Source organism: Corynebacterium lujinxingii (assembly GCF_014490555.1).
Classification (GTDB): Bacteria; Actinomycetota; Actinomycetes; order Mycobacteriales; family Mycobacteriaceae; genus Corynebacterium; species Corynebacterium lujinxingii.
This window is the reverse complement of record NZ_CP061032.1, coordinates 2,296,670-2,310,727: the sequence shown is the minus strand read 5'-3', so window position 1 is coordinate 2,310,727 and position 14,058 is coordinate 2,296,670. Positions and strand designations below refer to the sequence as shown.

General features: G+C 63.4%; 11 protein-coding genes and 1 pseudogene. 7 read left to right on the top strand and 5 right to left on the bottom strand.

From position 1 onward, the window contains the following. Positions 1–18: 18 nt before the first annotated feature. Complete coding sequence (locus tag IAU68_RS11270; protein ID WP_171193031.1) at positions 19–228, bottom strand: winged helix-turn-helix domain-containing protein; 210 nt, start codon at positions 226–228, stop codon at positions 19–21. Further along, the gene (locus IAU68_RS11265) at positions 225–671 is read right to left on the bottom strand and encodes an SdpI family protein (protein WP_231699039.1); all 447 of its coding nucleotides are present in this window, start codon (positions 669–671) and stop codon (positions 225–227) included. Before IAU68_RS11265 ends, IAU68_RS11270 begins: the two co-directional genes overlap by 4 nt. 87 nt (positions 672–758) lie before the next feature. Between IAU68_RS11265 and IAU68_RS11260 the strand changes: the two genes are divergently transcribed. Beyond that, positions 759–1,985, top strand: a complete 1,227-nt coding sequence (locus IAU68_RS11260; RefSeq protein WP_407928714.1) for a dicarboxylate/amino acid:cation symporter — start codon at positions 759–761, stop codon at positions 1,983–1,985. A gap of 79 nt (positions 1,986–2,064) precedes the next feature. Next, positions 2,065–2,772 (top strand): hypothetical protein, encoded by a 708-nt coding sequence (locus tag IAU68_RS11255; RefSeq protein ID WP_171193029.1) that lies wholly within the window; start codon positions 2,065–2,067, stop codon positions 2,770–2,772. A 52-nt stretch (positions 2,773–2,824) separates the two neighbouring features. Here the strand turns inward: IAU68_RS11255 and IAU68_RS11250 are convergent, their stop codons facing one another. Both IAU68_RS11250 and IAU68_RS11245 read right to left on the bottom strand, forming a co-directional pair. Then, on the bottom strand, positions 2,825–3,139 hold the full coding sequence (locus IAU68_RS11250; RefSeq protein WP_171193028.1) for a hypothetical protein: 315 nt from the start codon (positions 3,137–3,139) through the stop codon (positions 2,825–2,827). 248 nt (positions 3,140–3,387) lie between these two features. Beyond that, positions 3,388–3,777: a hypothetical protein gene (locus IAU68_RS11245; protein ID WP_171193027.1), complete on the bottom strand. Its 390-nt coding sequence runs from the start codon at positions 3,775–3,777 to the stop codon at positions 3,388–3,390. 107 nt (positions 3,778–3,884) lie between these two features. On the opposite strand from IAU68_RS11245, the gene IAU68_RS11240 reads away from it, so the two are divergent. After that, positions 3,885–5,327 carry a DUF5129 domain-containing protein gene (locus IAU68_RS11240; protein WP_171193026.1) on the top strand — a complete coding sequence of 481 codons (1,443 nt, stop codon included), beginning with the start codon at positions 3,885–3,887 and terminating at the stop codon, positions 5,325–5,327. Between the two features lie 179 nt (positions 5,328–5,506). Here IAU68_RS11240 and IAU68_RS11235 read toward each other — a convergent pair. Continuing rightward, positions 5,507–6,686 (bottom strand): annotated as a pseudogene (locus IAU68_RS11235) (IS1249 family transposase). A gap of 461 nt (positions 6,687–7,147) precedes the next feature. Between IAU68_RS11235 and IAU68_RS11640 the strand changes: the two are divergent. The 4 genes from IAU68_RS11640 (at position 7,148) to IAU68_RS11220 (ending at position 14,030) form a co-directional block, all read left to right on the top strand. Beyond that, complete coding sequence (locus IAU68_RS11640) at positions 7,148–7,366, top strand: toxin HicA (RefSeq protein WP_231699284.1); 219 nt, start codon at positions 7,148–7,150, stop codon at positions 7,364–7,366. Between the two features lie 3 nt (positions 7,367–7,369). Continuing rightward, on the top strand, positions 7,370–7,702 hold the full coding sequence (locus tag IAU68_RS11230) for a type II toxin-antitoxin system HicB family antitoxin (RefSeq protein WP_171194620.1): 333 nt from the start codon (positions 7,370–7,372) through the stop codon (positions 7,700–7,702). Positions 7,703–7,735: 33 nt separating this feature from the next. Next, positions 7,736–8,629 (top strand): ornithine cyclodeaminase family protein, encoded by an 894-nt coding sequence (locus tag IAU68_RS11225; protein ID WP_171194619.1) that lies wholly within the window; start codon positions 7,736–7,738, stop codon positions 8,627–8,629. Between the two features lie 238 nt (positions 8,630–8,867). Beyond that, positions 8,868–14,030, top strand: a complete 5,163-nt coding sequence (locus IAU68_RS11220; RefSeq protein WP_171194618.1) for a lamin tail domain-containing protein — start codon at positions 8,868–8,870, stop codon at positions 14,028–14,030. The last annotated feature ends 28 nt before the right edge of the window (positions 14,031–14,058 follow it).

Genomic DNA, 14,058 nt, shown 5'->3' with positions numbered 1-14,058 from the left:
ACGGGCGCGTGCCGATTTTTATTCGCAGATTCTGTATTTCCCCCGCGGGGCCGAGGAAACCAGGCCGCGGTTTTGCAGCCGGGTCATCTCCGCGTGGGTGAGGATGTCCACGTTGCGCTCCCCCGGGTCGGCAAGCCCCCGGCGCAAGATCTCCGTGGCGACGTCCTTGTACGCCATCGGCTCGCCCGCCTCGCGCAGCACGGTCAGTATTGCGTCGGCCCAAGTCATTTGTTGTCGGCCTGTCCGGCGGCTCGTCGCAAAGCATCAATGTTCACCGCGGGCTTGTCTGGCTCCGGCTCCTCCTCGCGGGCCTTCTCCACCATCGTCGCGGCGCGGGCGCCGAAGTTGCCGCCCACCGACGCCGCAACAACCGCGGCGACAAGTGCGACCACCGGCAGGACCCACATCCAGCCGGACGCGATGAAGGAAAACGCTGCGCCGAACGCCAGCGCCAGCGCCGCGAGCAACCAGAACGGGCCGGCGACCTTGTGCGCCTGGTCCCAAATCCCCTGGTCCTTGCGCACCGCCGGCACGTGCAATCCGACCCACTTGTTGCCCGGAAGCTTGCCCGCCGTGGCGAGCGCGCCGGGGATAAACAGCGCGAGGGTTAGCACGGCGAAGACGATGCCGATAACGACGTTGAGGGTGCTCATATTCGCAAACGGGCTCATGGTCCTTAGCATACGACCGGGGGCGGGGCCGAAAGAAAATATGATCAAAATACAGTCAAGTGCATATTTACCGGCTACCCTATGTCCATGAAAAACAAACTCACCAGCTCGCTGCTCTTTTGGGTAGTCGTAGCTATCATCCTCGGTTTCTTGTGTAGCCGGTTCTTCCCCGACTGGCTGGGCCGCGTGTTTGTCACATTCAACGGGCTGTTTTCCAACTTCCTCGGCTTCTTCGTGCCGGTGCTCATCTTCGCACTGATCGCCCCTGCGATTGCAGGGCTGGGCAAGGGTGCGGGTAAGTGGCTCGGCTTCACCGCGGGCATCGCCTACGGCTCGACGGTGCTGTCCGGCCTGCTCGCCTGGGGCACCGGCTCGGTGCTGTACCCCAAGCTGCTGGAGGGTAAGGACCTGATTACCAACGTCGCCGATCCCGACGAGGGCGGCCTGGCCCCTTACTTCAGCGTGGAGATGCCGCCGCCGCTGGAGATCATGTCGGCGCTGCTGCTCGCCTTCGTAGTCGGCCTAGCAATGACCGCAGTGAAGTCCGACAACCTGTACAACGTGCTCGACGAGCTGAACCACGTGGTGCTCAAGGTCGTGGTCACGTTTGTCATCCCACTGCTGCCGCTGTACATCTTCGGCACCTTCCTGGGCCTGGGCATGAACGAGAACTTCGGCGACACCATGGCCGCCATGGGCGTCGTACTGTTGCTGTCCGTCATCATGACCTTCGTTGTCATCGTGCTGCAGTACCTCGTCGCCGGTGCCGTCGCGGGTGTGAACCCGTTCCGCGCGCTGAAGAACATGCTGCCGGCGTACTTCACCGCACTGGGCACCTCGTCGTCCGCGGCCACCATCCCGGTCACCTACGAGTCCACGCTGAAGAACAAGGTCGATGAGGACGTCGCTGGTTTCGTCGTACCCCTCTGCGCAACCATCCACCTGTCCGGCTCGATGATGAAGATCATGCTCTACGCCTTGTCGATCGTGTACATGGCGAGCCTGGACATCACCGGCGGCCAGATCGTCGGCTTCATCCTCTTGCTCGGCATCATGATGATCGCCGCGCCGGGCGTCCCCGGCGGCGCCATTATGGCGGCCGTGGGGTTGTTGCAGTCCAACCTTGGTTTCGATGAGTCGATGCTGTCGCTCATGATCGCGTCCTACATCGTCGTCGACTCCTTCGGCACCGCGGCCAACGTCACCGGCGACGGCGCGATTGCGCTGATCGTGAACAAGTTCGCGTCCGGCAAGATCGAGAAGCACTCGCTTGACGACGACACCGTCACCGAAGACTCCACCGCCGTCCGGTAACCGCTTTCCGAGTCAACCGCCCTCCGGGGCGGTTTTCTTGTTTCACGTGAAACATTGACGGACGGGTAGTCTCGACCGCATGGCCTTCGAGATCGTCACCACCCACTTCGTGGCGCACGAGCCGGACCTCGACGGCGCCTACGAGCTCTACCGCGACCGCATCCGTGCCAGCGGCGCCGAGATCGCCGCCGTCTCCCCGCGTCCCCACCCCATCGACGACGAGTTCCTGCTTTGGGACCTGCGCTGCCAAGCCGCCTACGACAACCTCGCCGCGCCCGAGGAACTCCAGCTCTACGAGCTCAACGCGCTCGTCGACTTCACCACTACCAACAGCGACGAGGCACGCGACCACTTCTTCTTCGAAGACATGACCGGCCCGACGCGCTTCGCCGCCTCCCTCGGCGGCCTGTCGAACCTCACCCTGCGCGACGCCCCCGTCGGCGAACTCTCGCTCACCACGATCGTGTACCTCGGCGCCTCCGAACACGTCCTGCTGGCGCAGTCGCTTTTCGACGACACCATCACCGCCTTAAACACCGTCGCCTACCAGCCCTACGTCGCCCCACTCGAAGGCACCGAACACGCCGCCCTGGTCGGCCCGCTGTGGCTTCGGGACGCCACGTTGAACATCATCGGCAAGGGCGACGGACTCTTCTCCCCCGGTAAGGACGCGTGGGCGGGGTGGTTGTTGACGTCGGACGGCCACGATGTCGTCGAGAAGCAACTGCGCGAGCACATCGAGCCGGACGCCGTGGTGCTCTCGCGGGCGGTCTCGGAGCCTTTCTAAACGACGAAACCCCCACCCCTTTCGTCGAGGTGAGGGTTCGGTGCGGCTGCTGCTAGTTGGTCGGCGCCTCGGAGATCACGGCGTCGTCGGTCGGCGCCAGCGGGTCCGCGGTGGAGGCGCTGCCGGAGAGCGGGTCCTCGGAGGTGATAGCGCCGCCGGTGGTGTCCGCGCTGCCCGTCGCCGCGCCGCCGGTGGACTCGGAACCGCCGGTCAGCGGGTCGTCGGAAGTGACCGCGTCGGTAGCGTCGGAGACCACGCCGGTGGAGTTGACGTCGTCGGTGGTGTCCTCGGAGTCGTTGCACGCGGCGAGGCCGGTGGCTCCAAGCACGAGTGCGGTTGCGGCTGCAGCGATACGAGTGTTGGACATGATTTCTCCTTTACTTCTTCGATTCACCCGGGCGGTCAGCCCGTCCCAAACACTGATACGGATCGAATCTGGGGAATCGGTGGCAGCAATCGGAGAGGTCTCATGGGCCTTTCTGACATTTCCTGCCGGAATCTGTCACCCCGCCCTTAAAGCCCTGGACAATGACACTTTCCGGCGGAGATTGTCAGAACTTCACCGCAAGCAGAAACCCGGCCCCTGCGCGAGGGACCGGGTTTCAGAGGGCCGAATTAGAACGGCAGTGCCGGGAGCTCAACGCCCGGGATGACGCCAGCGAATGCAGCGGCAACGCCGAGGAGCGCGACGAGAGCGACCGGGACGCCGATCAGCAGGGCGAGGGTGCCAGCCTTGGTGTCCTCGTCGTCGATGAGCTGCTTGACGCAAGCGCCGGTCGGGGTGGAGGAGCCGTTGTTCTTCTCGAACGTAGCCTTAGCCTCGTCCTTGGCTTCCTTACCCTCGGCGTTCTTGACTGCCTCGTACTCCTTGTCGGCCTCTACCTTGCACTCCTGGTACGCAGCGGAGGAACCGGTCTGGGTCTCGGTCTCCTGTGCGAATGCCGGGGTGGCGACGATGGTCAGGGCGGTGGTTGCAGCAACGGCTGCGGTGGCGATGCGCTTCATGGCAATCTCCTTGGGGTAGTTACGGGAAACCTGTCAGGGATCTGACACGTGTGTGAGATATATCGGTGCGTGTGCGACGCGCGTTACATGCGCGTTACGCTGGTGATATGACGAGTATGAGCGAGATCGCAGCAGTCGTTGGCATCGCGGCCCTAGTCGGCCTCGGCGGGGCGGCCGCCGGGTACAACTCCGTCGACATTCCGGACGTAAACCAGGTCGCGGTGCAGACGCACGGCGCGCCGACTGCGGTGATCGACGACCCGCAGCAGGTCCTCTCCCCCGACGACCGCGCCCGTCTCGAGCGCGACACCGCGCGTATCGACGCCCCCGCGGTGGTCACAGACCTCCACTACATGGTGTTCAAGACGAACCACGAGAACATCATGGACGACGTCGAGGAGCTCCTGCGCACCGAGCACCCGGATTTGATCGATCAGTCCAAGGGCGAGAACGGCCGCCCGCGCGACGGCGTGCTCATCGTGGGCGTCGGGCTGGATCCGCGCCAGGCGTTCATTTACGGCGGCGACGACGTCACCGAGGAGCTCTTGCTTAACGACGAATCCCACCGCGAAGCCCTCCTCGACGCCATGAAACCCGGCGTGAAGGAAGGCAATATCCCCTCCGGCCTCTTCCGCACCGCGAACCAGGCCATGGACGCGGATGCGCTCGCGCAGTACAGGGTGGATGCGGCGCATTCGGAGCGGACCGGCGCAATGGTTGCTCTCGGGCTGGGTGGGACCGGTGCGACGGCGGGAATTGGTGGGATTGGGGTTGCGGTGCGGGGGAGTCGTCGTAAAGCAATCGCGCAAGCGCGTGAGGACTACGACCTGGTCACGGGCGAGTACACGCGGCTCGCGTCGCGTCTCGACGAGGTGGACGTGCGCGCGAACTCGCTGTCCTCCGCGTTTGCCGACGAGACACTACGCCGCCAGTGGGCCGAGGTGCGCGACCGCTTCCTCGGCATGAACGAGGTAGTGCACGGCGCGGGCGGGCTCGGCTCGATCAACATGGACGACGACAAGGACGTGTACAAGCACCGCAAACAGTTGGCGAGCGCCGCCGAGTCGGTCCAACACACCTCCACCGCAGAGGACAACATCGACCGACTGTTCGGTGTGGAACACGGCGACGCCGCGACGCGCCGGGCTGACTTAGCGACGATCCGCGAAGACGTCCTCCGCGCACGCAGCGATGTAAAGGACGAAGGGTTGCGGCGCGAACTGGATACGCTGATGCAGCGCGTGGAGGCGCTCGACGCGGACCCGACCTCCCCCACCTACCTCGACGATTTCACGCGGATGCTCGGCGATTACCGCGTGATTCTCGACGAGGTGAAGAAGAAGCAGTTCAGCGACGTCAAGGAGCGCGAGAAGCTCGAGGCGCCGGCGGTCTACGAGAGTGGGTTCTGGTACGGCGGGTACGTCCCTTACGTGCACATGCACACCTGGCACGAGTCGAATGTGCAGGCGGAGCAGGCGGCGCAGGCGTCGTCGTCAAGCAATGTGTCCTCGTCGGGCTTCAGCGCGGGCGGCGGGAGCTCGAGTTTCTAAGCCTTCGCTTATATTGGATTTAGGTGACTTTAGTCACAAACGTGTAACGGGCCTTTCCTTTTATTAATCCGTGTTTATACTTAAGCGCAGGAGAAATTCGAAGCAGTAACCCGCCACTGAGAACACGCAGTGGCGGGTTAAGGGTCAAAATGTGTGTCTGGCGTCGGCGTGTCGTGGGGTTAGATGTGGCCTTTTTGGATGCCGATTGAGTGTGTGTAGTTGGTGTCGATAGCGTTGTCGTAGAGGGCTGGTCGTCCGGTTTCGTGGTCGGCTTGGTTCTCGTTGTGGGGTCAGGGTGGATACTTTGGCGAGTTGGTCTTGGCCCCAGTTGGACTGCCTGGCGATCTCAACCGGGTCGTCAGGCAGTTCCGCCTTGAGGTAGAGCCACCACTCCAGCATCCGGCGCTGGTGCTCCCCGGATCTGCCGCGGTGGGTGCGGGCAAGCAGTTTCAGCTGGGCGTTGATCCCGCCTTCAAGACTGTTCGTGGTCGATTTGATCCGGCTGGAATCGAGCACACCATCGGGTGGGTCGAGATAGACGAACAGTAGGTTGTTGCGTCAGAGGTGGTTGAGGCTGTTGTAGGCCTTGCGGGTGCGTTCATGCGTCCACGACCAGCTGCGTTGTTTCGTACAACGGTCGGTGGTCCACGTTTTCTGGTTCATCCAGTCGCGGTAGACGTTGCCGTATTCGTGGAGCTTGGCACCCCACGCGGCCGCCTCGTCAAGATCGGTGATCTTTGTGAGGTTGAGCGCGAGTTGGTAGATCGCCCGTCCCTCATCGGTGCGCGGGCGTGAGGTGGTGTAGCGGCGTACCACGCGTTGGGCGTGGACGAGGCAGCGTTGGATCTTGGTTGTGGGCCAGCACGTCTTGATCGCGGTGGCCGCACCTTGGCCACCGTCGATCACGGCGATCAGGGGCGCGGGGATGCGTTCGCACAGTTGCTGGTAGTCGCGCGTGGTTTCGCGTTTGCACCAGTGTCAGGCGATGACGTGATCCAAGGTGGCGGCCACAATGAGACATCCGCCGGCGGTGTAGGTGCCGTCAAGGAAGATCTGGTCGTAGACCCGGCCTTCGTGCCCAATGGTGGGATCGGGCACGTCAATGAGCCAGTACCACGAAAACCGCCGTTTCATGGTGGAGTGGCTGATTCCAGCGTCTTCTGCGAGCGGCCTCAGCGCGGTGGTCGATGTGCAGTGGGCGATGAATTGTTGAAACACCGCTGCGTAGGTGATATCGCTGCGGTTTTTGGTGGTTGACGCACCACAGATCTTGCACCGCCACCGAGTGGTGCCCTTGGATGTTGTTCCGTTGCGTTTCATTTCGCCGCCGCAGTGGCAGCGTGGTTGGTTCCTCGGCATTGAGCCACCACACCACCGGCGCCTACCACAACAACCACGCCACACCGGGGATATACGACCACAACAGCGGATATATGCTTTCGGGGCATATATTTCCGGAAAACACAAAGGTCAGATACCAGAAATCACCAATTCCGGACACACATTTTGACCCTTAACCCGCAGTGGCGGGTTACTTCTATGTCTGTACCCGTTCGAAAAAAGGTGGAGACCCCTCCGCCACTCGCACTCTAAATGGGGGGGGTGGGTGAGTGCTCTTCCGGTTCTCGGGGGGTGGGACCGTGGGCGGAGGGGCTCCGAAGACGAATATAGACCATGGGGGCGGTGTGTGTCTAGTGGCTTTGAAAAATGCTGATATTCGAAGATGTTCCGCGTCCGGATATGAATTCTGGGGCCCGAGTAGTACTATCCATGGTACTGTCTCAGCTGTGGGGGACAGTGTAGAGAAAATCTTGAGGAAGATGGATCGTTCCACGAAAAATATCCGATTCGTGGAGCTGCGAAAGGTATGCGACCACTATTTTGAACGGAGGCCAAGTAGTGGAGGTGACCACGAAACGTATAGAACTCCGTGGCCCGGCGATCCACGTGTGAATATTCAAAATCGTGGCGGACAAGCAAAGCCTTATCAGGTGAAACAGGTGCTTGCAGCAGTAAAGAAGCTGGAAGGGTGCGAATAATCGATGGCAACGCAAGCGGAAAAATACACGTACCAAACATTTTGGTCCAAGGAAGACGGGGAGTTCGTCTCTACGGTCGCCGAGTTCCCTTCTCTGAGCTGGATGGATGACGACGCAGGCCGCTCTCAGGAGGGACTTCGCAATCTGGTAGCCGAGGTCCTGTCAGACTTAGAGGCCAACGGGGAAGTAGTTCCACAACCTTTCGGTGAGCGCACATTCTCCGGTCGGTTCAACGTCAGAGTCAGTAGTTCTTTGCATCGCAAGTTGGCTGTGGACGCGGCGCGAGAAGGCGTCTCCTTAAATGCTTGGGTTGTGCAAAAGCTCGCTAGCGCCTAATCGGGAAAGCGGCGCTGCCCTACACTGGTCGCCATGCGCTACGTGGACTACGACGAAGCAATGGCTACCCTCTCCCCCGCCGCCGCGGTGCAGGCCGTGCGCGACGCGCTGCTCAGCGGTTTTGACCCCGCTACTGACCCGCAGCGCCAGAAGGTCGCCTTCCCCCACGGCGAGATGCACCTGCTCCCGTCGGCGCTCGACGGCGCAGTCGGCGTGAAGGTGCTCGGCATCCAGCCGCCGGGCTCGACCGTGGACGTCCCGCTGGTCCAGGGCTCGTACCTGCTCATGGGCGGCGAAACACTCACGCCGGAGTGGCTTATCGACGCCGCCGCGCTCACCACCCTCCGCACCCCCGCCGTCGCCGTCGCCGGGGTGCTTTCGCTTCTCGACGACCCCGTAAACGCCGTCATCTTCGGCACCGGCGCCCAGGGCCACGGACACGCCAGAACGCTCGAAGATCTCCTTGACGTCTCGTGCACGTTCGTCTCCCGGACCCGACCGGACGGTTTTGCGTATCCCTGGGTTGAGGCTGGGTCAGCCGCGGCCGACGAGGCAGTGGCCGGTGCTGATCTGGTGGTCACCGCGACCTCGTCGCCTTCCCCGATCCTGAGCGCTGAGCATCTTCGCGACGACGCCATCGTGCTTGCCGTCGGCGCCCACACCACCGATACGCGCGAACTGGCCACTGACGTTTTGGACGGAGCGCAGGTGATTGTCGAGGATCTCGAGGCCGCCAAGCGCGAGGCCGGCGATGTCGCCATCGCTGTTGAGGAGGGTGCGCTTGCGTGGGACGACGTCGTGTCCATGGCCGACGTGGTCCGCGGCAATGTTTCGTTGAACACCAGCCGACGCATCGTGTTTAAGACGGTCGGCATGCCGTGGGAGGACTTGGCGGTGGCGCGGGCGTTGGCTGCGGCGGCGTCGTGATGTTCCACGTGAAACATACTGTGTCGGAAGTTTTGTTCACGGGAAGATCGTCGAAAAGTGGCGCGCTGCTGTGCAGTATTTGCATGAGGGACACTCGAACATAAAACGAGGTAGCAGCAAATTATTAAGTTAATTTATAATTTACTTTAAGGTAAACCAAGGTTTCGTTTAACCGCCTACATTCCCTCCCGTGCGCCCCACCGTGGGACGCGTCGTTTGCTGAAAAGAGGAACTGGATATGGGAATTAGGAAGCGCGCGGTGCGTGGCTGCGCGGCTTTGGCGTCAAGCCTTGTCGTTGCACTACCGGCCGTGGTGAATGTTGTGCCTGCACAGGCGCAGCAGACCAACGGGGTTGTGATCAGTGAAATCGCTAACGGTGGTCCGGGCGGCTACCACGACAACTTCATCGAGATCTCCAACTGGGGTGACGAGCCGGTGGACGTGACCGGGTGGCAGCTCTTCCGTTGCACCGGTAGCGGATCCGTGGCGTCCGGCCCGCAAAACGAGCTCGACGGCACGATCGAGGCCGGTGAGACGTGGCTGTTCGCGCGAAAGCACGATCAATCCACGCTTGCGGATGCTGACGTGAAGGCCCGCTACGGCACGTCGCTGGCTAACGAGTCCTACGGTGCGCTGTTGCGCGACAAGAACGGGGATACCGTCGACGCCGTCGCCATCCAGTTCCCGGGAACTGCGAAGCAGGACTGCGGTGAAGGCACCGTGCTCGCCAACACCACGGACTCCGCGGCTGGCGAGAGCTTCCAGCGCATCAAGGACACCAACGACAACGCTGCCGATTTCATCCGGGCACCACGCACTCCGGGCAACTCGAATGCCACTGAACCCTCCCCTGCGCCGCGCCGCGGTGACGTGCTCATCTCCGAGGTAGCGCATACCGGCCCAGACGGTGAGGGCCTGATCGAGATCGCCAACTACGGCGAGCAAGATGTGGACATCGCAGATCTGCGCATTGACGTGGTCAACCAGTTCGGGCGGCGTTTCGCAGGCTACACGTGGGCTAGCCAGATGCCGGCGGACAAGCTCGCGCCGGGCGAAGCGCTTGTTGTGCCGCGCGACGAGAACGGCCGCAACTTCACCGATGGCGCTGCGGGCGTTGTGCTTTACGACGCCACCGGAGCCGTCTGGGACCGTGTCGCCTGGGCCGACAACCAGGATTCCGCGGCCGCCGACGGCAACCCGCTGCCCTACGCCAGCCTGGACGCCAAGGCTGGCGTGTCGTACCAGCGCACCTCGAACACCGGCGACAACGCGACGGACTTTGCCGCTGCGGAGCGCACGCCGAACGCGATCGCGGTCCGCGATGAGGTCGAGGAGCGGGAGCCGGAGTACACGCACGAGGAACCGCACACCACGGGTGGACCGAACGTGCTCGTCTCCGAGATGACGAATACCGGCCCGGGCGGCAACGGAGACATCTTCTTCGAGCTGCAAAACTACGGCGATCAGCCGCAGGATATGACGGGGTGGACTGTGTATCGCTGCATCGGCACCGGCGTGCGCGCTTCTGTCCCGCAGCTGTCTGCTGAGCAGCTCAATGGTGTCGTGTTGGAGCCGGGGCAGCGTCTCACCGCAGGCCGTTCCGGTCAGGCTGGCGCCGACATCCGGGCAGCGCAGGATCAGACCTTCGGCATTTCCTTCGCCACCCAGTACGGCCTCCTGGTGTTCGACCAGGACGGCAAGATTGTGGACCGCGTCGGGTCGGCACGCGAGGATGTGGAGAGCTTCTGCGCGAACGGCGCTCCCCTGCCTGGCGTACTCAACGGTCTGATCGGGGAGTCATGGCAGCGCGTGGACATCACCGGCGATGATCGGCGCGATTTTGTTGTTGCGGAGCGGACCCCGGGTCGTCGTAACGCTGAGGCTCCGGTGCACCGCCGGGTCGATTCCCCGGTGAAGATCACGGAGCTCACCAACGGTGGCCCGGGCGGCACGGGCGACAATTTCCTCGAGCTGACCAACACCGGCGATACGCCTGTCGACGTCACCGGGTGGCAGGTGTACCGCTGCTCCGGCACCGGCCGCGTGTACAAGGACATGCTGCAGTTGACGCTGCCGGACGGCGAGATGGCGCCCGGTGAGGTGTTCACCGCAGCGCGCTCCGGGAAGGACTCCACGGTTCAGAACCCGGACGCGACCTACGACACCTCCTTCAACGCCGACGCCGGGTTCGGCGTGATGGTGGTCGACGGCGACCTGAACATCGTCGATTCTGTCGGCGTGTTCGACCGTGTTGATTCGCCGTGCACCACCGGTAGCCCGCTGGCGAACACGCTCGATTTCGGCTCTGGCGAGTCCTACCAGCGCGTATCGACGACCGGCGACAACGCCAAAGACTTCGTCCGCGCAACGCGCACTCCGGGCGAGTACACCACCGACGTGCAGCCGATTGAACCGCAGAAGCCGAAGCTCGGCGACGTGGTGATCAACGAGATCGCCGCCGGCGGCCCGAACGGGCAGCAGGCTCAGTATGTGGAGATCATCAACCGTGGCCACAAGGAGGCGGACCTGTCTGGCATGCGCGTGGATTACTGCGACGCCAAGGGCCGCCGCATGCTCGATCCTGCCGCGATCGTGCCGGAAGGCATGAAGTTGGCGCCGGGCGGCGTACTCACCGTCGCACGTCCGGAGGCCGGGGTCGATGGTGCGCTGAGCACCGACGCCACCTTCGAGCAGGAGGGCTACGGCGCAACGCTTACCGACGGCACCGGCACCCTCCTCGACGCTGTGGGCGTGTACTACGACGACGTCGGAGCCGTTACCAACGCGCCGGAAGGCCCGTGCTCTACTGCCGGTGTTCCGCTGGACCGGCGCATGCGGTTTACCTCCATCGAGGAGGCACAGAAGCACGGCTACGCCTGGCACCGTGTGCAGGCGACCGGCAACAACTGGGCGGACTTCTTCACCGCGCCTGCGACCCCGGGCTCAGCAGATGGTCCGGAGTACCGCGATGTGACGGTGCCGGTAGAGGGGTCGTTGGATCCGGTGGAGGTGGAGCGTGCGAAGCGGACGCCGGTGTCGTCGCTAAGCGAGAGCTCCTCGACCATGACCGTGTCCGGTACCGGCGATGCGGACGTGACCGCGTACGGCGCGAAGGCAGCGAAGATCGATTGGGCGAAATCGGCCGGGTTCATCGGCGCGTCGTCGACTGCGGCACTCGATTCCCGCGTGGGCGAGAACGAGAAACGCGCTGCCGACGTGACGAAGATGGACGAAGCCGCGCGTGACGCTGGCCGCGCTTTCCCCTACCAACGCTTCGAACTGGCCGTCGAGCAGCCGGAAGGCGATTCGGTGTCCATCGCGTGGACTGGCAAGTCCCGCGACCGCCACGAGGTACAGATGTATTTCTACAACCACACCACGAACGCGTGGGACCGCGTGGACACGGGCGCCGGCGAAAACGGCAGCGAGATCACGCTTGTCGGCACTGGTGCTGTGAGCGACTACTACCGCGACGGCAAGGTTGACGTGCTGGTCCAAGACGGCAAGCGCGTGGCAGATCCGTTCTCGGACTCCGACGATGAGACGAACCAGCAGTTCAAGACCCCGGGCGAGTACGATCTGACCATCGCTCACGTGACGGACTCGCAGTATCTGACCGAGCAGAACCCGACCTCGTACACCCAGATGATCGCGTGGCTGGCAGCCAACAAGGACGCGCGCGACATCATCGCTTCCGTGCACACCGGCGACGTGATTCAGAACTGGCTGCGCGGCAACCAGGAGCCGGATCGTGCGGTGCTCGAGTTCGAACGCGCATCTAAGATTATGAAGATCTTCGAAGACGCCGGAATGCCGTACGGCATCTTGCCGGGCAACCACGACAACGTGTGGGGCGCGTCGAACGAGATGTTTAACAAGTACTTCCCCGCCGAGCGCTACGAGTCCGACCCCTGGTTCGGCGGCCACGGCCCGGACGGCATGGCGTCGAACTACTTCACCGTCGAGCGTGACGGCGCGAAGTTCCTCATGCTGCAGATGGGCTTCGACTCCTCCGAGGAAGAGATTCAGTGGGCGGAGCAAGTGATCAAGGACCACCCGGGCCACAACGTGGTGTTCAGCACCCACGAGTACCTGCGCCCGGAAGAGGACGAACGATCCAACCCGGGCAACGGCCGTTGGACTGCGCAGGGCGACCTGCTCTTCGAGCGCCTGGTCAAGCCCTACTCCAACGTGGTGCTCGTCTTTTCCGGCCACCTGCACGGCGTGCGCCAGCGTGTGACCGAGCGTGAGGACGGCACCCACGTCATTGAGACGGTGGCCGACTACCAGTCCTACGAGGAAGATGGCGCACGCGACGCGCTGTACACCCGCCTCTACCAGTTCGACCTCGACTCGGGCCTGGTCGCAGCGAACGCCTACTCGCCGCGCCTGCAGTCCTTCGAACCGTGGAAGAACGACCCGCGCGACCTCGGCTACACGCCGGAGTCCGACGAGTTCGTCTACGAGGCGGACCTGCAGTACGACAAGCAGGTGTCCACCTCTGGTATTGCGGCGTTCAGCGCGCCGACGGAGCTCGGTTCCGCATCCGTTGCTGACGGCACGGAGGCTACCTTCGAATGGGACAGCCTGGAGCCGGGCGCGGAGTACCTCTGGTACGCCCGCTCGCAGCGACCGGACAAGGACGGTGCCGCGGCCGACCCGCGCTACAGCGCGTTCCGTACCTTCACGTTTGAGGAGCCGGCAACTTCGACACCGGAGACTGTGACTACCACTACGACCGTGGTCACACCCACCACCGTCACCGTGCCGACGACAATCACCGCCCCGAGCACGACCGTCGTCCCCACCACTGTTGTCACCCCGACGACGGTGACCGTGCCGACGACCGTGGAACGCAACACCACCGCGACTGCGGTGTCCACCGCGCCGGGCACCACGGTCACCCGTGAGGTTCCGACCACGGTTGTCCTGCCGGGTGCGACGTCGACCGTGGAGAAGCCGGGCGAGCGCGTCACGGAAACGGTCAAGGAGCTCTCCACCGTTGTCGAGCCGACCACTGTGGCCACGCCGACTACCGTCGTCTCCACCGCGACCACGGTGTCCACCGCGCCGGGCACCACGGTCACCCGTGAAGTACCGACGACGGTTGTCACCCCCACGACGGTTGTCCTGCCGGGTGCGACGTCGACCGTGGAGAAGGCGGACGAGCGCGTCACGGAGACAGTGACCACTGAACCGCGTGCTACTGCAGATCAGCCGCGTCCGAACGAGGGCAGCTCTCTGACCGTTGGCTCCAGTGCGACGATCACCCCGCTGGGCGTACTGCTGACGCTGCTGGGTGCGCTCGGAATCGTTGGTCTCATCGCGACATTGCTGGACTTCATTGGGGTCGACCTGAAGCAATACGTTGACGATTACATCGACATGATCCGCCGCTAGCAGCCGTTGCGTGGGAAACCGGCCGGTG

Bases quoted from the DNA above. Each gene is read 5' to 3' on its own strand.
- IAU68_RS11230 (WP_171194620.1), top strand. From the start codon at position 7,370: ATGGCAACGCAAGCGGAAAAATACACGTACCAAACATTTTGGTCCAAG.
- IAU68_RS11245 (WP_171193027.1), bottom strand. From the start codon at position 3,777: ATGAAGCGCATCGCCACCGCAGCCGTTGCTGCAACCACCGCCCTGACC.
- IAU68_RS11260 (WP_407928714.1), top strand. From the start codon at position 759: ATGAAAAACAAACTCACCAGCTCGCTGCTCTTTTGGGTAGTCGTAGCT.
- IAU68_RS11640 (WP_231699284.1), top strand. From the start codon at position 7,148: ATGGATCGTTCCACGAAAAATATCCGATTCGTGGAGCTGCGAAAGGTA.
- IAU68_RS11265 (WP_231699039.1), bottom strand. From the start codon at position 671: ATGAGCCCGTTTGCGAATATGAGCACCCTCAACGTCGTTATCGGCATC.
- IAU68_RS11240 (WP_171193026.1), top strand. From the start codon at position 3,885: ATGACGAGTATGAGCGAGATCGCAGCAGTCGTTGGCATCGCGGCCCTA.
- IAU68_RS11270 (WP_171193031.1), bottom strand. From the start codon at position 228: ATGACTTGGGCCGACGCAATACTGACCGTGCTGCGCGAGGCGGGCGAG.
- IAU68_RS11250 (WP_171193028.1), bottom strand. From the start codon at position 3,139: ATGTCCAACACTCGTATCGCTGCAGCCGCAACCGCACTCGTGCTTGGA.
- IAU68_RS11225 (WP_171194619.1), top strand. From the start codon at position 7,736: ATGCGCTACGTGGACTACGACGAAGCAATGGCTACCCTCTCCCCCGCC.
- IAU68_RS11255 (WP_171193029.1), top strand. From the start codon at position 2,065: ATGGCCTTCGAGATCGTCACCACCCACTTCGTGGCGCACGAGCCGGAC.
- IAU68_RS11220 (WP_171194618.1), top strand. From the start codon at position 8,868: ATGGGAATTAGGAAGCGCGCGGTGCGTGGCTGCGCGGCTTTGGCGTCA.